Below are 19,879 nucleotides of genomic sequence, written 5' to 3'. Positions count from 1 at the left end.
ATGCGCCGCCTACCTGTACGCCGCGCCAGCCTGCCCGCGCAACAAGCCCCGCTGGCCAGTCTGCTGTGCGAAGCGGTGGCCGGCGTGCTGCGCGCGCAGGCCGAGCTGGACCGCGACGCGTTGAGTCGCGTCACACAGTTTGTGCAAACACCGCAAGGCGGCCTGAGCTTGCCGCCGCTCTGGTATTCGTTGACACAGGTCGATTTAAGCTTCGAGATGGCGGCCACGGTAAGCAAGGGCAATTCTCAGCCAAGCGCCAATGTCGATACCGTACGGCTTGATTGCCGCTTGCTCAATCCCGCCATGGTCAGCTTGTTCGGCCACAGCGCGTCCAGCGGCTTGAAAGTGGCTTTGCGCTTGGCGCCGCAGGCCGCCGAGGGTTTGCGGCCACTTGATACACCAAGCAGCTGAGCCACAACCATGCCCTTGCCGCCCCTCTCTGAGCCGAACAATATCAAACGTGTCGGCAGCGAACGCTTGGTCCGCATTGATGGCGTCAGCGGCATCTTCACGCCGCTCGGCAGCGCGGCCGAGCAGCCCATGGGCGCGGATGAACGCGCCAATCTGCAAGCCGTCATCGACGCGCTGAAGCAAGAACTGAGCAGCGTGCAAAGCGAAAAGCAAGAGGCCGAACAGCAACTCGGCCTGTTGCGCGATCGGCCCTCGGCGCCGGACGACTTCGCCAACGCTGTGCAGCAGTCATTGGACGAGCTGCAAGGCCGCATGGCGACCATGCACAACCCGATGTCCAACTTCGCGGTGCGCGAGTTCAAGCTGGAGGCCAGCGTGTTTGTACAGGTCTCGGCGCTGGGCAATATCGAGTACCGCTTTGTGCAGCCCGGAGACAAGATTGAGCCGGCCGCGCTGTCCAAGCTGAGCTTGGATGTGGTGCCGGTGCCCAAGAGCAATCTGGCCGGCGTGTGGTCCACGGAGTTGTTTCAGCCCGAACTGGCGCTGGGTGGCCTGCCCGGTCTCACTGATGATCAGCTCAAGCGCTTGGAAGGCGCGGGCCTGTTCTCGGTCGGCGAGTTCTTGCAGGTCGGCACGCGAGCACGCGCCCAAGTCACGCTGCAGGCCTTACTCGGCACCGAACGCCAACAGCTGCAGCGATGGGCCCAGCAGGCCGCACTGATGTGCTTGCGGGGTGTGAACGGTGCGGCCGCGATGGTGCTGATCGAAGCCGGCTTCGGCAACTTCGAGTTGCTGGCCGCTCACGCGCCGGAGACAGTGGCGCGCGGCTATGCGCGGGTGCGTGCCATGCACAAGGACTGGGCCGCGCCCGTGGCAGGCATCGCTTGGGCCCGGCAGTGGGTGCGTGCGGCAAGGCAGTACTTGGGCCTGCCCGAAGAGACAGCAGCCGATAGCGGCTGAAGCCGAGCCCTTCACTGCGCCTAGGCGCCGGCCTCGCAGCAGTACCCCAGCAAGGCCCGCTCTGCGGCTGCGATGCCGCTCACTGCTCGGAGCGATCGCCGGCGCTCGGCCAATCAGTGGGCCTCGGTATCTCGCAGCGATGATGGACGCTTCGCAGCCCTTGAACTAGGCAGCCGCGTACAAAAAAACCGGCCACTTGAGCCGGTTCTGTCGTGCGGTCAATGGCAGTCGATCACTGCTGCTTGCTGCGGCGGCGAGCAACCAAGCCCATCAGGCCAAGGCCGGCGAGGAGCATGGCATAAGTCTCGGGCTCCGGCACCGCGGCGGCCACATCGCCGGAGCGTACAGCCAGCGCGTTCAACTCATAGTTCTTGTCGGCGCGGGACTGGGAGCCGTCGCCGGTAAAGAAGCCCAACGCGTGGTATGGATACGGCGCGAACTCCGTACTGGACCAGTAGTCCCAATATTGCACGCGATCAAATTGCGCCGCCAACGAGGTAAAACTCCCACCTGCAGCGTCCCAAATGGCCTTGAATTGGTTACCGCTGCCGGCTGCTAGGTCGAAATCGCCGGTCGGCAAGAACCAACCCTTGAAGTTGGTCTGCGAAGCACCCGCAGTTTCAGCCAGGGCCTGGGCCGAGCCTGCGGCAGCCGTGGCGCTCCAGTTCCCTCTGCCAATGTTCCAGTCGTTCAGGATCGTCAGGTCAAGCGTGGCGTTGTAGAACATCGCGCACTTGTTTGGGCCCTTCGCGGTGCATGTGAGGTCCTTCGCTCCATTCTTAGCGCGCCCTTCGAACGGGGATGTTGCTTGCGCCGCACCCACCAAGCTCATAGCGCCCAACAGCGCGGCCGTCTTCAATGTCTTCATCTTCAAGCTCTGCATTGTTCTTCCCTCTGTCTGAATGTATGTGTGGAGACCCGATATTTGCCACTCAACAGGTCCGCCAAGTGCTGGGTCGGGCGCAGTATATTTGCGCGACATGAGCGCAAACCATCCCTGAATTCGGGGGGGTTTGGGGCATTTTCCTGCGTTTCTTTGCTCGCCTGGCCACTGGACCATTCAGCCGGCGAGGCGGCCACGTCAGCCCTTGGCGGCAGCTGCAGCCGAGCCCTTCACTGCGCCTTGGCGCCCGCCTCGAACCAGCGCCCCAGCAAGGCCCGCTCGGCCTCGGTGATGGCGGTTGCGTTGTTCAGCGGCATCAGCTTTTGCACCACCGCCTGTTGATAGAGCAACTGGGCGTTCTGAGCGATCAAAGCGGGCGTGTGCAGTTGCACCCCCTTCTGCGCCAAGTCGGCGTTGTGGCACAGGACGCAGCGCTGCGTGATGACGGCCTGCACCTCGGCAAAGCTCGGCGCGGCCTGCGCAACCGTGGGCGGCGCCCGCGTGGGCGCCATCCACATGACCAGCCCGGCCAGCAGCGCCAGCGCGCCAGCCAGCAAACCCCAGGCATTGACACCCTTGTGGCGCTTGACGAAATAGGTCCGCACCAGCACGCCCACCGCCATCAACAGGGTCAACACCAGCCAGTTCTGAGCGTGGCTGTAGAGCATGCCGTAATGGTTGCTGAGCATCGCAATCAAGACCGGCAGCGTGAAGTAGGTGTTGTGTACGCTGCGCTGCTTGCCGCGCTGGCCGTAGACCGGGTCGACCGGGCGGCCGGCGCGCATCTCGGCAATCACCCGCTTCTGGCCGGGGATGATCCAGACCAACACGTTGGCGCTCATCATCGTCGCCATCATGGCGCCGATGATCAGGAAGGCGGCACGGCCGGTAAACAGCTGGCAGGCAGCCCAAGTTGCCAGGGCTATGAAAACGGCTATCAGGCCCAAGACCCGACCATCATGGCCTATGCTGCCATCGGGCTTATGCCCGAGCCGGCGGCAAATTTGGTCATAGACCAGCCACCCCGCGAGCAAGAAACCCAGCGCCGCCACGACAGCCGCCGGCGCGCTCCAGACTTGCACGCGCGGGTCGATCAGATAGGTGTTGGCGTTGAACAGGTACAGCGTCACAAACAGCGCAAAGCCGCTGATCCAGGTCCAGTAGCTCTCCCAGTAGAACCAGTGCAGGTGCTGAGGCAGATTGGGCGGCGCCACCATGTATTTCTGCGGGTTGTAAAAGCCCCCGCCGTGGACGGCCCAGAGTTCCCCGTCAACGCCTTTGGCGCGCAGCTCCGGTGCTTGCGGCTGGACGAGGTGGTTGTCCAGCCAGACAAAGTAGAAAGAAGCGCCGATCCAGGCGATGCCGACAATCAGGTGCAACCAACGCAGCAACAGCGCGGCCCAATCCAGCAGATAGGCGAGATCCATGCGAGTCTCATTCAATGAGTCAGATGCATCTCACCACAGGCGGGCGCTGTGAGCTGCAGACAAGTCGCGTCAATCAAGGCCGCTGCGACAGATTTTCTAAGAACTTGTCCGTAAATAACCAGGGTCGGCTGACGGTCGATTTGAACCCATAGCTGCGTTGCAGATCCTCTGACCCGGCTATTTACGGACAAGTTCTTAGTGCGGCAAAGTGTAGCGAGCTTTCCGAGTCATCCGGGCTTGCGCGCTTTCTTCGCGGACGGGCCGGGCGGCTTTGGTTTGGTCGGCCTATCCGTGCGCGCCGCATGGCTGGGCAGAATGCTTTGCGCCAGGGCGATCAGCTGGCTCGCGCTGCGGCTCAAGGCGGCGTCATCATGTTGGGCCATGGCCAGCGCATCGACGAAACGGGACAGGCGCTCAAGCCGGTCCACCATCGCCTCCAACTGCAGCGGCCGCACCGTCACGCAGCCCAGCGCCTGGGCATAGCTGGCGGCTAACTGATCAAACCAGCGCCGCCCCTCCTCCGCGGCTTGGCCCAGCTTGCCGTCTATCATGCGTTCGACCAGCAAGGCTTCGGGCTGGATCAGCAGGTCCCAGGGGCTGGGTTGGATGGCAAAGTTGCGAGCGGCCGTGCGGCGGCATTGCTGCGCCAGCTCGATCGCCGCGTCCTTCTCCGCCGGGCTGTGCCAGTCGGTCAAGGCATCCAGTGCCAAGCGGTAGAGCGCATGGCAGGGGCTGAAATGGTCTGAGCCGGGCTGGCCTTCACCGGCCCGGTAGGCCTCGACGCCTTGCTGCAAGCAGTTCGCCATGGCCTTGGCGGCGGCGTCGGCAGCGGCCGTATCCAGCTTGCCACTGAGCAAACGGCGGGCCTGCAAATTGGCCTTGCGCTGCCAGGCCGCGCCACGCAGGGCGGTGCGCTCGCTATGCATCGATGAACCGGCGGCGGCGTCGTTTGAGTCGTCGTCATCGCCATCCGCCACCAAGGCGTCGAGCCCGTCGAGGCGGCGCAGCGCCAGATCGATCAAGGCTTCGCCGGCTCGCAATTGCTGCAAGGCCACCGCGTCGCCGCTCAAGGCCTTTGGCAATGACTCGACCGCACGCGCTTCACCAAGCCTCGACTCCACATCGACCAATTTTTCCAGGTCAGAAATCGGCACGCCGCCACTGCGGTCCACCGCCTGCGCCGCGCTCAGAAAGGCCGCGCGCGCACGCTCCCATTGCCCAAGATCAAACCAGGTTTTGCCCAAGGCATATTGCAGCTGCGGATTCTGCTGCCAGCCGGGCGGGCAGCGCCGCGCCAGCGACTCAGCGACATGTTCGACCTCGGCCTGCAACTCGCGCGAGCCCAGGCTGTCGCCCCGGCGCGCCAGGTCGGAGCGCAGGCTGGCCAACTCATCAAGCATTTCATCCGGCGAGACATAACGCCCTGCCGTGCCGGCGCCGCCCAGCTTCTCGGCCGCAGGTTCGGCCAGCCAGACCGGGTCGCCGTAGGCCTGGAAAGCGCCCCAGGTGATGTCCAGGGGGTGGGCACGCCAGGTCTCCCTGCGGGCGGCGAATACCGCATCGCCAAAGGGCTGGCGGCGCAGCAAGAGTTGCTCGTAAAAGACCTGGCCGAACAGGCGCGCCGATTCGTCATTGACGGCCCAGCCGGCCACGACCACGCAGCGCACACCGATGGCGATCATTTCACGCGCCACACTGGCCGCCAGCTTGTTGCTGCCGGGGCCTTGGCTCTCATTGTTCACCTGGCCCAAATGGCAGCAATTCAGAAACACCAGCTCGGGCACGGTCTCCATCGCCATGATCTCGGCCGCGGTGATCAGCAAACCGTCAGACAGCAGCACACCGCTGCGGCTGCGCCCATCGACATGGGGCAGATCGAAGACGCCATGGGCGGACACATGCAGGATGCGCCAAGGCTTGGCATAGAGCTTGGCCAGCACGTCGCTGGCCTTGTTGTAGTCACCAATGACGCCCTCGACCTCGTAGCCCATGCTGCCCAGCAAGCTCAGGCAGGCTTCGCCCTCGGCCTGTGCCCCGGGCAAATCGGGCGGCGCCTGAGTTGGCTGCCCATTGAGCAGCGGGAAGCCCTTGGCGAAGCCGGCCACCGAGGGGTTGGCAATCACCAGCGCGCGGCGCACCACGCCCTGATGCACGCTGGCGCGGAAGACCTGCGCGGCCAGCTGACGCACGACCGCCGTGCGCAAGGCCAGCGGCTGCTTCTCTTCCGACGGCCGGTCCGGGTCATCGGCCAGCATCAGCTCCCAGGGCAGATTGGCGGTGTAGCCATCCACGACCAGCACCACCCGGTCGAGCTGGCGCGCAGCGTCCTTGAAGTCATGCGGCACCATCAGCTGGAACAACATGCGACCGAAATCTTCGTTCCAGATGGGGTTGGCGATCTGCTGCGCCACCATCTGCTCGATCAAGCCGGGCTGACGCTGCAAGGCCACCGACTCGGCGCGCGCTCTTTGGCCAACGAAAACAAAGCGCAGCTTGTCGGCCAGCGGGGCGGCACCACCACTGTGCGCCGCCGCGTTCTGGGCTTCGCTGCGCTCGGCGTCGGTGATGATCAAGCGCGGCCAATAGCTGGAATTGCCATCGTCGTACAGGCGTTGCCGAAAGCCCTCGCCTTGCTGCAACTCACCCTGACACAGCAGGGCCGTGCCTTGCTTCTCGGCCTGGGCAGCCAGCTGCGCGCTCAAGCTTCGCAGCGCGTAGGTGGCGCCGATGGCGGTGTCGAGATAGAGCTCGATGATGTCGAGCCGGCCGATGCGGATGTTCAGCCGGGTGGTGGCGTAGAAGCGGGTGTTGGCCTCCATCACGCCGCGCACCAAGGCCTCCACCGAAGCCGCCACGGTCAGATTGGCCGAGGAGTTATAGCCCAGCAACAAGCTGGCCAAGGGCACCTCGCGATCCGCCTTGCCCAGCACATCAATGATCTGCAACAGATAGCGCAAAGCGCCGGTTCGCACCGCTTCGGTCAGGTCGGCCGGGCTCAGGGCGCGGTCATATGAGCCGAGGCCGGTGACAACAGCGCCGCTCAAGACACCCAGTTGGCGCTCGAAATCGCCGCGCACCCGCAGCACCACAGCGGCCGTGCCGCGCGCGCCGGCATACAGCCCCAGGCTGTGGCGTTCGCTCAACTCCTTGTTCAACAACTCACGGTCGATCAAGGCCTCGGCGCCGGAAATCGGGTCGCGCTCGTAATGCCCGACCAAGATGGGGTCGGATACAAAACGCAGATCCATCGCCTTGACCGCCACCTCCAGCCGCCTTTGCGTGCGGGGCGGCACGCGGTTGCGGGACGAGCCCCCCATCAGGCCGCGCAGCAAGGCGTCCGGGTCCTCGGCGCTGGGCGGTCCGGCGTCATAACTGACCGGCTGCGCATGCTCGATCGCCCGGGTGCTCGGGGCTTGACTGCTCAGAGCCGAGGTCGAGCCCGAGTTCAGCAACTCCGTCATGGCCGTGAAGTAGGCGCTGGTCGAGAGCAGGTCGCCATGTGCGGCCGGCAAATGATAGAAGCGCCCAATGCCGCCGATACGCCCGGAGTCCCAGGTCACCGTGCCGTCGCCGCGTGTGGTGCCGACCATCTTCAAGCGCGCGTTCGAGCCTGTGCCTTCTTCACGCAAACCACAGGGCGTGTTGGGTGCCTGGCCAAAGATATAGATGCTCTTGGCCTCGTAGGCAGCCGGCAGGGCCGGCGCATTGGGCCCGTCCTGCGCCCACAACCAGTTGGCCGAAGTCAACACCTCTTGCTTGGGCGTGCCCGCATGTTGGTCCCCAAACCAAAAGTCACGCACCTTGCTCTTCAGGCTCAGCCAGGTGTCGGCTTCTTGGTAGGCATAAGTTGCGCCGCCATCCGGCTGACCCTGGAAGGTGTCGACAAAACCGGGCTTGGGCAGCAACTGCAAGGCACCTCGGAAACCGGCAATGATGTCCAGCACCTCCTGCATATCGTGCGTCACGTCCAGGCGCACCAGGGTGCGCAAGGTGTCGCCCTTGCCGATCAGGTTCTCCACCATCGAATGCGCGCCCTGATGCGGTGTGCCCAGCATGATCAGGCGGGCACCGTCGCGGGCCATCAACTGGTCCATCACGGCGCGGCGCTTGTAGATGCAAGCGCGCACCACCAGGCCGCCCATGCTGTGCGCCAGCAAGCGGATAGGCTGCTGGGTTTGACGCATCAGGCGGTCCAGAAACTCGCCCAGGCGCTCGGCCAACACATCCAGCGGTTGGCGCCAGTCATAGGGGAAGGGTTCGACCCGGTGACTGTCGGCCAGATGTTTGCAGACGCGGCCATAGAACATCGCGAACAGCTCTTCGGCTTCGACGCCGCTGCGCGACCATTCGATCTTGGCCAGGCCGCCGGTGGCAATATCGCCCGGGTCGAACCAGACCCGGTCCTTGCCTTCGACCTGCAAATGCGAGCCCATCACGCCGGGCAGCACGACCACAATCGGCCGGTCAGGGGCCGCTGCGCTGCGGCTGGCGCCGGCGGCCGCCAGCGCCGCTTCATAGTCGGCCGGGTCGGGCAAGGCACGGAAGCTGCTCAAACCCTCGGGCTCGGCCACCAACAGCCAGTCGCGCAGCGCACTTCGGGTGTCGATATTGACGAAGTAGCGAAAGTGCGAAACATCGGCACCCCGGTCAAACAAGACCCGCGCGGCGGACTTGGGCGCGATGCCGGCCAGCATGGAGGTGGTGTTGACGACCAGATCGTTGTCGTCGTTATCGAAGAGCAAGAAGTCGGTCAACATGACGCCCAGGCGCAGCAGCATATTGCCGCCCTGGATGTCGCCGGCAATGATGGACATGGCCGTGCCCGGCCGCACCGGGGCGTCGTGCAAGAGCCTGGCCATAGGCGAGTCCGGCAGCATCGCCTCGATGCCCGGCACCAGATGCGCGTTGGTGCGGTTTTTGGCAATCTCGATCACCACCCGCTTGAACGCCGAATAAAGCGGGCTGCCGAAGAAAAAGGGGACGGTGCCGATCAGCGTCAGCAGACCGGACAAAAACACATCGAAGTTGCCGCTGGCCAGCTTGGTGCCGCTGGCCGGCGAGGCGGCGCGCACATAGCGCTGCACGCTGATCTTGCGCTCGCGCAGCAGACCGGCCAGCGTGCGCAGTTGCAGGCGCTGCTCGGCATGGGCGTCTTTAAGCTCCTTAATCACGCGCCCGGCTTCTTCGGCATCCGCGTCGCCCGTGCCTTCAAAGGCAAAGGCATAGCCGTCGATCAAGGCGTCGAAGTCCCCCAGGCACAGCAGATCGGCCACCAGGCCGCCGCGCGAATGGGAAACCAGGCAGATTTGTGCGCCTATGGGCAACGCACGGGCCAGCTCGATCGCGTTTTCGATCGGACTTTGCGACAGAGTTCTGTGCTCAAAGCCATAGATGCCGCCGCTGAACTTGGCCTGCAGCGCACCCCATAAATCGCGGTCGCCGCTGCGCAACTCGCCAAAACTGCCCAGGGTGCTGGAGCCGGTGCCATGCACAAACACCAGCATCGGCCCGACCGGCGGATTGGCGGCGAAGTCGCAAATCTCCAGGTCTTGGGGCTTGCCGGTGGCCGAGACCCAGCGGTACAAGCCCGGCGCTTGCGACAGCTGCTTTTCGATCGCCCACATCAAGGCCTTGGTGCCGGCCCAAGTCACCCCCAGCTCGGCCTTGTTCTTCAAAACCCCCAGTGCCGCATCAATGATGGCGTCGGGCGCCGCCCCGACTGCAAAGGAATAGACCTTGCTGATCAGCCCGCCGACCGCCTCACCCAGGCCACGGCCGGGTGCAGCGCCCTGGGCACGCAAGGCCTCCAGCAAGATGGCGCCGTCCTCGGCAATCAACTCCGGATGCGTCAGCAAGAGCGTCTCGCGCAGGCGCCCGGCGCTGGTGATCAGCGTGCTGCCATCGGCCAGCTCCAGCACCAGCACCTCGTTGGCCGCCGCAACATGGGTCTGCGCCACGGCAGCACCAGCCACGCTGCGCGCGGCCGGGCTCATATCAAACGCGCTCAGCGGCTCCAGATAACCATCCGGCAAGAAGACGTCATCACGCCGATCGGCCGAGCGGGCTGCCGGCGTGAGCATGGCCGGCAAGCGCAGTTGCTCGGCCGCCCGGCCATTGAGCCTGATCTGGATGCTGCGCTCGGCCATGATGATCTCCTGCTACTGTTGTTCCAGACTCAAACCGTGAATGGCTTTTGCGCCACAAAAGCCGCCGTTGCTGCGCTGCTGCCCAAGACAAACAGATTGGGCGACTGGGTGGGCGGCAAGCCTGCGCGTATGCGCGCATGGAAGCTGGCGTAATTGCCAGTGAAGGCGCCGCCGTTCCAGATCTTCAGCAGCTGGCCGGTGAAGGCGCCGTTATGGGCCCCGTCCATCGAAGTCTGGTTGTCTTGGCATCCCGAGATCAAAAGCACTGCCGGCTTGAACACACCCACCAGCGCCGCCGCATGCGAGGCCGCACCGACCAGAGCCAGGGCGGCATCGGGGTCGATCGTGGCCTTGGCGGTTTCTCTCAGCACATTGATCTGCAGCTGGTCATAGAAATCCTTGTGCTCGGCATAGACCCGGCGCGCCACTTCGGCCGGCATCAGCTTGACCCGCTGACCGGGCGGGGGCGGCGGCGGCGGGAAGTCCCGCACCACCGAGCCGCTGTGACAGCTGTCCGACAAGACCAGCACGCGCACGCCGGCGGCAAAGCGGCTGAGCTCCAGGTAAAGCTCGTCGTCGATCAACTGACCATCAAAAAGGCACCAGGTTTCGTCTTGGTTATCAGGCTCGTCGCCATTGATGTCGCCGACCTGGCCACCGTGACCCGAGTAGGTCAGCAGAAAAAAGTCCCCCGATTTCAAGGCCTTGGCGGCCGCACGCAGGGCCGACAACACCGCCGCCCGCGTGCCCTTTTTGGTCAGCAGCACGGTCGACTTGATGCCTTTGGACTTGGCCAGCGCGGCCATGTCATTGGCATCGAACTCGCAAGCGGCGAGCGGGCCGTCCCAGCCGCCGTAGGCTGCGGGGCTGACGGCGTTCAAGCCGATATGCAGTGACAAAGCCTTGGGCTTCACCGTTGAAACTTTAAGCGCCGGTGCGGATGCTGACGCTGCTGCTGTTTTGCTGGCCATGGTGCAGTTCTCCTGAAACCGCCCCCATGGCGGCAACTCTGGATCTTCCATGCCGCAGGCCGGCAGCGAAACCCCTAGCTTCAACTAGGATGGGACTGCGTTTCATCCAAGCGACAAGCATCAGACCATCACCATGAAAAGCGCAAGACCTGACCCCCTGGCCCATCACTTGCTGAGCATGGCTTACAACAATGCTTGGGCCAATGATCGCCTGCTACGGGCTTGCGCGCAGCTCAGCCAGGCGGAGTTCGAAGCCCAGCGTTGCAGCTTCTTCCCCAGCATCAAGGCGACGCTGAACCACAATCTGTGCGTCGACTGGTTCTATGTCGACGCGCTGGAGCGCGAGCAGCAAGGCCTGCCACCGCATGCGGATTGCTATAGCTTTTTTGCCGTAGACGAGCCCTTTGAACGCTGTGCGGAGCTGCAACAAGCGCAAAGCAAGGTCGACCTGCGTCTGATCGCCTTGTGCGGGGCACAGCATGACGATCAACTTGAGCGCATCGTCACGATAGCCCGCCCTGGCCGGCCGCAGCTGGAGAGCCGCACACGCCTGCTGGCGCACTTGTTCCAACACCAGATCCACCACCGCGGGCAAGTTCACGCGATGCTGGCTGGCAGCTCGATCGCACCGCCGCAGCTGGATGAATTCTTCTGCGCCGGCGAGGCCGATGAGCGGGCGGCCGAGTTTGCCGCCCTGGGCTGGACCGAGACCTTGATCTGGGGCCAGCCCTAATTCCGCACTGCGCCTGATTTAGGCCGCGCGACGGCGGCGCACGACCAGACCCAAAGCGCCCAAGCCCGCCAGCAGCAAGGCATAGCTTTCTGGCTCCGGCACAGGCGTCAAGGCGGCAACAGCGGCCACACCGGTGTCGGTGAAGTCGGTGAAGATGCCGTCAACGCCCAGCTTCAGATAGGCTTCAATTTCCTTTTGCGGGTCGCTAAAGCCCAGCATCGACGCATCGTTGCGGAAGGTCCAGGTGTGCACGAACAGGCCATTGGCGTGGGCCGATTCGACCACGCCGGTGGAGCCATCCACGCGGCGGTCCTTGCCGTTCACGGCGCCGTCGCCGTTGCGGTCAACGCCATCCGCCACCGTCTTCAGCAAATAGGGCTTCCACGGGCCGATACCGTCGGCATAGGTGGCGACGAAGGACAGGCCGACATCGCTGACCAGGTCGGCAAAGGTCAGCTTGCCGCCCTTTTTGGCGATGTCGAAAGGCTTGTCATAAGGAGCGACCAGAGACATGGAGCCATCGGCATTGACGTCATCGGCGTCCACCAATTGCACCAGCTTGATATCGGTTTTGGTGTTCAGGTATTGCAGGTTCGAGACTTCGAAGCTCTGGATGAAAACCGGTGCATTGGCCTGGTTGCCATAGGCCGCGTGCAAGGTCGAGACCAGCTTGTCTTCGAAGTAGGACTTGCTGCGACCCTGAGCGACCGAGACGCCTTGCATATAGGTCGAGTGCTTCAGTTCAGGATAGATGCCGATGGTGCGGCCGGTCTCGATGCTTTTGGCCTTGGCCAAGGCAATCACCTCGTCCAATGTGGGCACCTTGAATTGACCGTCGAACGTGGTCGGTCGCCCGGCGCGGGTTTGCATCGCGCCCAGCGTCTTCAGTTCGGCCAGCGTGAAGTCTTCGACGAAGTACTCATTCGCATAGGTGACGCCGTCAATCGTCTTGGTCGTCTTGCGGCCGGCGAACTGCGCCAGGCTGGCGACATTGGTCGAAGCGCCAATGATGGGCTCGTGGCGCGCCACCAGCACGCCGTCCTTGGTCATCACCAGGTCGGGCTCGATGAAGTTAGCACCCAGCTCGATCGCCTTGGTGTAACCCTCGATGGTGTGCTCGGGCAAATAGCCAGAGGCGCCGCGGTGGGCGATCACCAGTGGTGCTTTACCGTCCAGCGTGTTCCAGGCAAAAGCAGGTGCAGCGGCGAATGCACAGGCGGCGGCCAGTGCGGAAAGAATGAATTTGGTTTGCATAACAGGCTCCAGGTTGGAGCCGGCATGATCATGGCGTCAGATGAAAGTCTGCCGGCCAAGTTCACCCCACCATGATCCATTCGGACTACACCGACCGCTGCCAACTCAGAAATAACTGCGCCACGACAGCCAGCGCAATCACCTCGGGCTGCTTGCCTGCAATGCCGGCCAAACCGATCGGGCAAGTCACTTGGGCCAACTCGGCAGCGCTGAAGCCGCGCTCTCGCAGGCGGGCGCTGAAACTGGCCCATTTGCTCTTGCTGCCGATCAGGCCGATGAAAGCGAGATCACCCCGTGCACGCTGACGCAGCAGGCATGCGGCGAGCACATCCAGATCCTCGGCATGGCTGAAGCTCATGATCAAGACCCGGCTACCGGGCGCCAGCTCCTGCACCGCCGCTTGTACAGGCTCGCTGTGCTCTGACCGCACATGGGCGGGCAAGCCGCTTGGGAATACCTCGTCGCGGCTGTCAAACCACTGCACCCGGCTGGGCAAGCGGGTCAATAGCTCGATGATGGCGCGGCCGACATGACCGCCGCCGAACAGGCCCACCGGCAACAGGCTTGCCTCGGGCGGGCTCAGGCGCTGGCGCAGCTCATCAAGCAGTTCGTCGGGCCGCGCGTCAGGCAGCGCGTCAGGCAGCGCATGCTGGGGCCGCTGGGGCAGCAGCTCGAAGCTCAGGTCGACCACGCCGCCGCAGCATTGCCCCAAGCTCGGGCCGAGCGCGAAGCTGCGGCTCGGAGGCAAAACCTGACCCTCCAGCAAGCCCTTCGCATGCGCGATCGCCTCGAACTCCAGATGCCCGCCGCCTATGGTGGCGATCAGCCGCGTCGGCGTCAGCGCCATCCAGGCACCGACCTCGCGCGGCCCGCTGCCCTGCACCCGGGTCACTTGCACCAGCACGGCAGGGCCGTCGTGCAGGGCCAATTGCAACTCGTCCAAAGCAGCCAAGATGCCTCAGCTCCCCCGGTAGGTGGAATAGCTCCAGGGACTCGCGAGCAAGGGCACGTGGTAATGCAGGCCCGCGTCGGCAATGCCGAAATCCAGCGGCACCTGGTCCAGAAAAGCCGGCTCGGGCAAAGGCACGCCGAGCGACTTGAAATAGTCGGCGACGCCAAAGACCAGCCGGTAGCGGCCGGGCAGCAGGTCCGCGCCTGCGAGCAAGGGGCCGTCGGCACGGCCGTCGTGATTCAAGCTCAAGCTCTTCAACAACAAGGGCTGGTCACCGTCCAGGCGATACAAGTGCAACGCCATGCCAGCGGCCGGGGCGCCATGCATGGTGTCCAGCACATGGGTGGTGAGCTTGCCTGTTGTAGAAGTCATGGCTTGAGTCGATGGATGCAGATTTGAGGCACAGTGTAGGCACAAGAACCCAAGGCCATTCCCGATGCGACCCGAACTCCCCGCCAGCCCACACTACCCCCGCGATCTGATCGGCTACGGCGAACACCCGCCGCAAGCGCAATGGCCGGGCCAGGCCCGCATCGCCCTGCAGTTTGTCTTGAACTATGAGGAAGGCGGCGAGAACTCGGTGCTGCATGGCGACGCCGGCTCGGAGCAGTTTTTGTCCGAGATGGCCAATCCGCCCGCCTACCCCGCCCGCCATCTGTCGATGGAGAGCATTTACGAGTACGGCTCACGGGCCGGCGTCTGGCGCTTGTTGCGCGAGTTCGAGTCGCGCGGCCTGCCCCTGACCGTGTTCGGCGTGGCCATGGCGCTGGAGCGCCACCCCGATCTGTGCCAGGCCCTGGTGGGCATGAATCATGAGGTCGCCTGCCACGGTTGGCGCTGGATCAACTATCAAAACATCGACCCCGCGACCGAACGCGACCATATGGAACGCGGCATGGACAGCCTGCAACGCCTCTTCGGTGAGCGCCCCTCGGGCTGGTACACCGGCCGCGACAGCCCCAACACCCGCCGCCTGGTGGCCGACTACGGCGGCTTCGAATATGACAGCGACTATTACGGCGACGACCTGCCGCTGTGGCTGCAGGTGCGCAAGAGCGACGGCGAGCTGGCGCCGCATTTGGTCGTGCCCTACACGCTGGACTGCAACGATATGCGCTTTGCGCTGCCGCAGGGCTTTTCAACCGGCGATGAATTCTTTGAGTATCTGCGCGACAGCTTTGATGTGCTCTACACGGAAGGCGCCGAGACCCCCAAGATGATGAGCGTCGGCCTGCATTGCCGGCTGCTGGGCAGACCCGGCCGCATGCGTGCGCTGCAGCGCTTTCTTGACCATGTGGAAAAGCATGAGCGCGTCTGGATTTGCCGGCGCGTCGACATTGCGCGGCATTGGCGCAGCGTTCATCCCTTTGACGCCAACACCGCCTTTGTCTGGGAGCGCTGAAGCATGTTGTTGACCTTGGAACTATTGAACACCGCCGACGCGGACGCGTTTGTGCAGCTGCTGGCCGGCACTTACGAGCATTCGCCCTGGGTGGCGCAGGCCGCCGCCGCTGCGCGCCCCTTCGCCAGCCTCGCCGGCTTGAAGCTGGCCTTGGCCGGCGCCGTGCGCGAGGCCGGGCGGAGCCAGCAACTCGCCCTGCTGCGCGCCCACCCCGAGCTGGCCGGCAAGGCCGCTGCAAGCCAGTCGCTGACGGCCGAATCCACTCAAGAGCAGGCGAGCGCTGGCCTGAGCCACTGCTCGGCGGAGGAACTCCAGCGGATTGGGCAACTCAACGCCGACTACGCGGCCAAATTCGGCTGGCCCTTCATCCTGGCCGTGCGCGGCCCACGCAGGCTGGGCCTGAGCCGGGCCGAGATCATCGCCACCTTCGAGCGCCGCCTCGGGCTGACGGCCGACCTGGAGCTGGCGGAATGCCTGCGCAATGTCCACCGCATCGCCGAAATCCGCTTGAATGACAAGTTTGGCCTGAGCCCGGACATGGGCAATCAGGTCTGGGACTGGGCCGAAAGCTTGGCCGTCCATTCCGACCCCGGCTTCAAGGAAAACGGCGAGTTGACCGTCACCTATCTGAGCGCTGCGCACCAAGCCTGCGCGGCGCAGCTGCGGCAATGGATGACGCAGGACTGCGGTTTTGACGAGGTCAGCATCGACGCGGTGGGCAATGTGGTCGGCCTTTACCGGGCACAGCAAGCCGGCGCCCAACGCCTGCTGACCGGCTCCCATTACGACACCGTGCGCCGCGCCGGCAAATACGATGGCCGGCTCGGCGTGCTGGTGACTATGCTGTGCGTGCGCGAGCTGCACGCCAGCGGCCGACGCCTGCCTTTTGACCTTGAAGTGATTGCTTTTGCCGAGGAGGAAGGCCAACGCTACAAGGCCAGTTTTCTGAGCGCCAGCGCTCTAACAGGTAACTTCGACGCCGCCTGGCTGGATGAGCTTGACGCCGAAGGCGTGGCTATGCGCAGCGCCATGCAGGCGGCGGGCCTGCCGGGAGATATCGCCAGCATTCAGGCGCTGCGGCGCGACCCGGCCCGCTACCTCGGCTTTGTCGAGCTGCATATCGAGCAAGGCCCGGTCCTGACCGAGTTGGACCTGCCGCTGGGCGTGGTCACTTCGATCAACGGCAGCATGCGCTATCTCGGCGAGGTGCAGGGCCTGGCCGCGCATGCGGGCACCACACCGATGGGTCGCCGCCTCGACGCGGCTTGCGCCGTGGCCGAGTTGATTCTTTATGTGGAGCAGCGCGCCGGCACGCACAAGGATCAAGTGGTGGGCACCGTGGGCATGCTGGAGGTGCCGGCAGGCTCCATCAATGTGATCCCCGGCCGCTGCCGCTTCAGCCTTGATTTGCGTGCCAGCACCGACGCCGCCCGCGACGCGCTGGACGCCGATGTGCGCGCGGCGCTGGCCGTGATCTGCCAGCGCCGCGGCCTGCAGTGGACACTCACGCCGACGATGAAGGCCGACGCCGCGCCCAGCGATGCCCGCTGGCAGGCTCGCTGGGAGGCGGCCGTCGCCGCCCAAGGCCTGCCGGTGCATCGCCTGCCCTCGGGTGCTGGCCATGACGCGATGATGCTGCACCGCTCGCTGCCGCAGGCCATGCTGTTTGTGCGCGGCGGCAACGGCGGCATCAGCCATAACCCGCTGGAACAAGTCAGCAATGATGATGCCGAGCTGGCGGTGCGGGCCTTTCAAACACTGCTGGACAACTTGGCCAAGGAAGCCGCATGAACCCTTCTTTCTATGCCCAACTGGACCAATGGGTTGATACCCACTTCGCCGAAGAAGTGGGCTTTTTACAGGCGCTGGTGCAAGTGCCGACCGACACGCCGCCCGGCAACAACGCGCCGCATGCCGAACGCACGGCCGAGCTGCTGGCCGCCATGGGGCTGACGGCCGAAAAGCATGCTGTCCCCAGCGAGCAAGTGCAGGCTCAGGGCATGCAGAGCATCACGAATTTGATCGTGCGCCGCAATTACGGCAATAGCGGCCATAGCGGCAGTAGCGGCCAAGACAAGGCCGAGGGCGGCCCGGTGATCGCGCTGAACGCGCATGGCGATGTGGTGCCGCCGGGCGAAGGCTGGACGCATGGCCCCTACAGCGGCGAGCTGGTCGGCGACTTGCTAACAGGGAAAATCTACGGCCGCGCGGCCGCCGTCAGCAAGAGCGACTTTGCCAGCTACAGCTTCGCCCTGCGGGCGCTGGAGTCGCTGGGCCTGGACTTGCACGGCGGGGTCGAGCTGCATTTCACTTATGACGAAGAATTCGGCGGCGAACTGGGCCCAGGCTGGCTGCTCAAGCAAGGCTTGAGCAAACCGGACCTGCTCTTGGCCGCCGGCTTCAGCTACCAGGTCGTTACCGCCCACAACGGCTGCTTGCAGATGGAGGTGACGCTGCACGGCAAGGCCGCGCACGCGGCCTACCCAGATAGCGGCGTGGACGCCCTGCAAGCCGCTGTGGCGGTGCTGAACGCGCTCTATGCACAAAACGAGCATTACAAGTCCATCAGCTCCGAGGTGACAGGCATCACCCACCCCTATTTGAATGTCGGCCGCATCGAGGGCGGCAGCAATACCAATGTGGTGCCCGGCAAGGTCAGCTTCAAGCTCGACCGCCGCATGATCCCCGAGGAGAATCCGATTTTGGTCGAGGCCCAGATCCGCGCTTTGATCCGCGACGCTGTGGCCGAACTCCCAGGCATCAGCGTTGACATCAAGCGCCTGCTCTTGGCTCATGCGCTCAAACCGAACCCGGCCAACCAGGCCTTGGTCGCCGCCTTGCAAAAACATGGCGAGGCGATCTTCGGCGAGCCGATTCCCACCTCAGGCACACCGCTCTACACTGACGTTAGGCTGTACGGAGCCTACGGCATCCCGGCTGCCATCTACGGCGCCGGCCCGCGCACGGTGCTGGAGAGCAACGCCAAGCGCGCCGACGAGCACCTCAATCTGGCCGATCTGCGTGGCGCGACCAAGGTGGTGGCGCGCACGCTGCTGGACTTGCTGCATAGAATCGAGCCATGAACATCAAACTGAACCAGACCCTCGCGACCCTCCTGATGGTTATTGGCGCGACTCAAGCTGCAGCTCAAGTCGAAGTCAGCCAAGCCTGGGTGCGCGCGACCGTCGCGCAGCAAAAAGCCACCGGCGCGTTCTTTCAACTCAAGGCCAAAACCGATGCACGCCTGGTCGAAGTGCGCTCCAGCGTGGCCGGCGTCGTCGAAGTGCATGAGATGGCAATGGACGGCTCGGTGATGAAGATGCGCGCCGTGCCCAGCCTGGCGCTGCCGGCCGGCCAGACCGTGGAGCTCAAGCCCGGCGGCTATCACGTGATGCTGATGGACCTGAAGGCGCCGATCAAGGCCGGCGACAGCGTGCCCTTGACGCTGGTGTTCGAGGCCGCGGACAAAAAGCGCGAGACCGTTGAAGTCAAGGCCGAAGCGCGCCAGCTCGGCGCACCGGCCCCCGCCATGCATCACTGAGCGGCATTGCCCACGACCGGCAGCTGCTCGGCGCGCCAGCGCAGCATGCCGCCGGCCAGATTCGCCACCTGCGCCAGCCCTGACTTTTGCAGCAGCACCGTCGCCTGCGCCGAGCGTGTGCCCGACCGGCAGATGGCCACCACCGGCCGGCCGGCTGCGGCCAGCTCAGCAGCGTGCGCGGCCAGTTGCGACAAGGGCAGCAGTCGGGCACCGGCGATATGCCCAAGCGCATCGCTGAACTCGGCCGGCTCGCGCACGTCGATCAGTTGAACATCAGCGGCCAGTTCGGCCAACACCGTGGGCTGAATCTCCCAGATGCCGCTGAAGGTGAAGGTCAAGGGCGCCCAGGTCTGCTCGACGGCCGCGTCGGAATCTTCACTCGGCCGGCCGCAGCGCAGATTGGCCGGCACGGCGATATCCATCAGCTTGGGGTGCGGCAAGCCGAGGTTGTTCATATAGCCGGTGAAGTCGGCCTCATTGACCTCGCCGCCCAGGCGCGGGTTGAAGCGCCGCTCTTCCGCCACGCTGGTGACGGTCAGGCCGCGATAGTCATGGCCCGGGTAGAGCAAGCAAGCCTCGGGCAAGGACAGGATCTGGCTCTGCACCGATTGGTACAGCTGCTGCGGGCTGCCCTGCTGAAAGTCGGTGCGGCCGCATCCGCGGATCAGCAGGCTGTCGCCGGTGAAGGCCATGCTGTGGTCGTCAAGCACATAGCTCAGGCAGCCATGGGTATGGCCCGGCGTGGCGCGTACTTCCAGATAGCGCGCGCCAAAAAACACGCGCTCGCCCGACTTCAACAAACGATCGGCGTTCTGCGCACCGGCCTGCTCGGACAGCAGGATCTGGCTGCCGCAGCGCTGCTTCAAGCCCCAGGCGCCGGTCACATGGTCGGCATGCACATGGGTGTCCAGCGTCGCCAGCAGCCGCAAGCCCAGTTCGCGCAGCAAGGCCGCGTCGCGGCGCTGATGCTCGAACACCGGGTCAATGATCAGCGCCTCGCCCGATGCCTTGTCGCCCAGCAAATAGGTGTAGGTCGAGGACGCCGGGTCAAAGAGCTGGCGAAAGATCAGGGGCGAGTTGGACATAAGAAATGACTCCTTGGGGCTTGCGCTTTAGTTTAGGACATGGCCACACAAGGCATGCCGATGTCTAGCTTGAGCCAATCTTGATCGGCTTCAAGGGCGGCACGGCGCTCGCTC

15 protein-coding genes are annotated in these 19,879 nt (G+C 64.5%); 7 read left to right on the top strand and 8 right to left on the bottom strand.

Annotated features, from left to right (window positions below):
* The gene (locus PRZ03_RS02860; protein ID WP_273598929.1) at nt 1-411 is read left to right on the top strand and encodes a hypothetical protein; all 411 of its coding nucleotides are present in this window, start codon (nt 1-3) and stop codon (nt 409-411) included.
* A 9-nt stretch (nt 412-420) separates the two neighbouring features.
* Nucleotides 421-1,371, top strand: coding sequence for a DUF4332 domain-containing protein (locus PRZ03_RS02855; protein WP_273598928.1), 951 nt, complete (start codon nt 421-423; stop codon nt 1,369-1,371).
* 232 nt (nt 1,372-1,603) lie between these two features.
* Here PRZ03_RS02855 and PRZ03_RS02850 read toward each other — a convergent pair whose 3' ends face one another.
* From PRZ03_RS02850 to PRZ03_RS02835, 4 genes are all read right to left on the bottom strand, one after another.
* Nucleotides 1,604-2,230 (bottom strand): PEP-CTERM sorting domain-containing protein, encoded by a 627-nt coding sequence (locus tag PRZ03_RS02850; RefSeq protein ID WP_273598927.1) that lies wholly within the window; start codon nt 2,228-2,230, stop codon nt 1,604-1,606.
* A gap of 254 nt (nt 2,231-2,484) precedes the next feature.
* On the bottom strand, nt 2,485-3,681 hold the full coding sequence (locus PRZ03_RS02845; RefSeq protein ID WP_273598926.1) for a urate hydroxylase PuuD: 1,197 nt from the start codon (nt 3,679-3,681) through the stop codon (nt 2,485-2,487).
* A gap of 227 nt (nt 3,682-3,908) precedes the next feature.
* A complete protein-coding gene (locus PRZ03_RS02840; RefSeq protein WP_273598925.1) occupies nt 3,909-9,827 on the bottom strand; it encodes a DUF7379 domain-containing protein in 5,919 nt (1,972 codons plus the stop codon).
* A 29-nt stretch (nt 9,828-9,856) separates the two neighbouring features.
* Entirely contained in the window at nt 9,857-10,798 is a 942-nt protein-coding gene (locus PRZ03_RS02835) for a caspase family protein (RefSeq protein ID WP_263534248.1), read from the bottom strand.
* A gap of 133 nt (nt 10,799-10,931) precedes the next feature.
* Between PRZ03_RS02835 and PRZ03_RS02830 the strand changes: the two genes are divergently transcribed.
* On the top strand, nt 10,932-11,531 hold the full coding sequence (locus tag PRZ03_RS02830; protein ID WP_273598924.1) for a DinB family protein: 600 nt from the start codon (nt 10,932-10,934) through the stop codon (nt 11,529-11,531).
* 18 nt (nt 11,532-11,549) lie between these two features.
* Here the strand turns inward: PRZ03_RS02830 and PRZ03_RS02825 are convergent, their stop codons facing one another.
* The 3 genes from PRZ03_RS02825 to uraH all read right to left on the bottom strand — a co-directional run bounded on the left by PRZ03_RS02825 (nt 11,550) and on the right by uraH (nt 14,109).
* Nucleotides 11,550-12,785, bottom strand: coding sequence for a glycerophosphodiester phosphodiesterase (locus PRZ03_RS02825; RefSeq protein WP_273598923.1), 1,236 nt, complete (start codon nt 12,783-12,785; stop codon nt 11,550-11,552).
* A gap of 85 nt (nt 12,786-12,870) precedes the next feature.
* Nucleotides 12,871-13,737, bottom strand: a complete 867-nt coding sequence (gene xdhC, locus PRZ03_RS02820; RefSeq protein WP_273598922.1) for a xanthine dehydrogenase accessory protein XdhC — start codon at nt 13,735-13,737, stop codon at nt 12,871-12,873.
* A gap of 6 nt (nt 13,738-13,743) precedes the next feature.
* Nucleotides 13,744-14,109 carry a hydroxyisourate hydrolase gene (uraH, locus tag PRZ03_RS02815; RefSeq protein WP_273598921.1) on the bottom strand — a complete coding sequence of 122 codons (366 nt, stop codon included), beginning with the start codon at nt 14,107-14,109 and terminating at the stop codon, nt 13,744-13,746.
* 64 nt (nt 14,110-14,173) lie between these two features.
* Here uraH and puuE point away from each other — a divergent pair, with 64 nt between their 5' ends.
* From puuE to PRZ03_RS02795, 4 genes are read left to right on the top strand one after another with little or no spacing between them, the layout of a single operon-like run.
* Nucleotides 14,174-15,139 carry an allantoinase PuuE gene (gene puuE, locus PRZ03_RS02810; protein ID WP_273598920.1) on the top strand — a complete coding sequence of 322 codons (966 nt, stop codon included), beginning with the start codon at nt 14,174-14,176 and terminating at the stop codon, nt 15,137-15,139.
* A gap of 3 nt (nt 15,140-15,142) precedes the next feature.
* Entirely contained in the window at nt 15,143-16,930 is a 1,788-nt protein-coding gene (gene uraD, locus PRZ03_RS02805; RefSeq protein WP_273598919.1) for a 2-oxo-4-hydroxy-4-carboxy-5-ureidoimidazoline decarboxylase, read from the top strand.
* The gene (locus PRZ03_RS02800; protein ID WP_273598918.1) at nt 16,927-18,222 is read left to right on the top strand and encodes a M20/M25/M40 family metallo-hydrolase; all 1,296 of its coding nucleotides are present in this window, start codon (nt 16,927-16,929) and stop codon (nt 18,220-18,222) included. The genes uraD and PRZ03_RS02800 overlap by 4 nt, the downstream gene beginning before the upstream one ends.
* Complete coding sequence (locus PRZ03_RS02795) at nt 18,219-18,680, top strand: copper chaperone PCu(A)C (protein ID WP_273598917.1); 462 nt, start codon at nt 18,219-18,221, stop codon at nt 18,678-18,680. Before PRZ03_RS02800 ends, PRZ03_RS02795 begins: the two co-directional genes overlap by 4 nt.
* Here PRZ03_RS02795 and PRZ03_RS02790 read toward each other — a convergent pair.
* Nucleotides 18,674-19,750, bottom strand: a complete 1,077-nt coding sequence (locus PRZ03_RS02790) for an MBL fold metallo-hydrolase (RefSeq protein ID WP_273598979.1) — start codon at nt 19,748-19,750, stop codon at nt 18,674-18,676. The genes PRZ03_RS02795 and PRZ03_RS02790 overlap by 7 nt on opposite strands.
* Between the last annotated feature and the right edge of the window lie 129 nt (nt 19,751-19,879).

It is taken from the genome of Roseateles albus (genome assembly GCF_028595345.1).
GTDB classification, from domain to species: domain Bacteria; phylum Pseudomonadota; class Gammaproteobacteria; order Burkholderiales; family Burkholderiaceae_C; genus Paucibacter_A; species Paucibacter_A albus.
Note: the sequence above shows the minus strand (reverse complement) of the source record. Positions and strands in the feature narration are given on the sequence as shown.

What these genes read in the sequence shown, in the direction of transcription:
- PRZ03_RS02860 (WP_273598929.1), top strand. Translation starts at nt 1, where the DNA reads ATGCGCCGCCTACCTGTACGCCGCGCCAGCCTGCCCGCGCAACAAGCC.
- PRZ03_RS02855 (WP_273598928.1), top strand. Translation starts at nt 421, where the DNA reads ATGCCCTTGCCGCCCCTCTCTGAGCCGAACAATATCAAACGTGTCGGC.
- PRZ03_RS02845 (WP_273598926.1), bottom strand. Translation starts at nt 3,681, where the DNA reads ATGGATCTCGCCTATCTGCTGGATTGGGCCGCGCTGTTGCTGCGTTGG.
- PRZ03_RS02840 (WP_273598925.1), bottom strand. Translation starts at nt 9,827, where the DNA reads ATGGCCGAGCGCAGCATCCAGATCAGGCTCAATGGCCGGGCGGCCGAG.
- PRZ03_RS02835 (WP_263534248.1), bottom strand. Translation starts at nt 10,798, where the DNA reads ATGGCCAGCAAAACAGCAGCAGCGTCAGCATCCGCACCGGCGCTTAAA.
- PRZ03_RS02830 (WP_273598924.1), top strand. Translation starts at nt 10,932, where the DNA reads ATGAAAAGCGCAAGACCTGACCCCCTGGCCCATCACTTGCTGAGCATG.
- PRZ03_RS02825 (WP_273598923.1), bottom strand. Translation starts at nt 12,785, where the DNA reads ATGCAAACCAAATTCATTCTTTCCGCACTGGCCGCCGCCTGTGCATTC.
- uraH (WP_273598921.1), bottom strand. Translation starts at nt 14,109, where the DNA reads ATGACTTCTACAACAGGCAAGCTCACCACCCATGTGCTGGACACCATG.
- puuE (WP_273598920.1), top strand. Translation starts at nt 14,174, where the DNA reads ATGCGACCCGAACTCCCCGCCAGCCCACACTACCCCCGCGATCTGATC.
- uraD (WP_273598919.1), top strand. Translation starts at nt 15,143, where the DNA reads ATGTTGTTGACCTTGGAACTATTGAACACCGCCGACGCGGACGCGTTT.
- PRZ03_RS02800 (WP_273598918.1), top strand. Translation starts at nt 16,927, where the DNA reads ATGAACCCTTCTTTCTATGCCCAACTGGACCAATGGGTTGATACCCAC.
- PRZ03_RS02795 (WP_273598917.1), top strand. Translation starts at nt 18,219, where the DNA reads ATGAACATCAAACTGAACCAGACCCTCGCGACCCTCCTGATGGTTATT.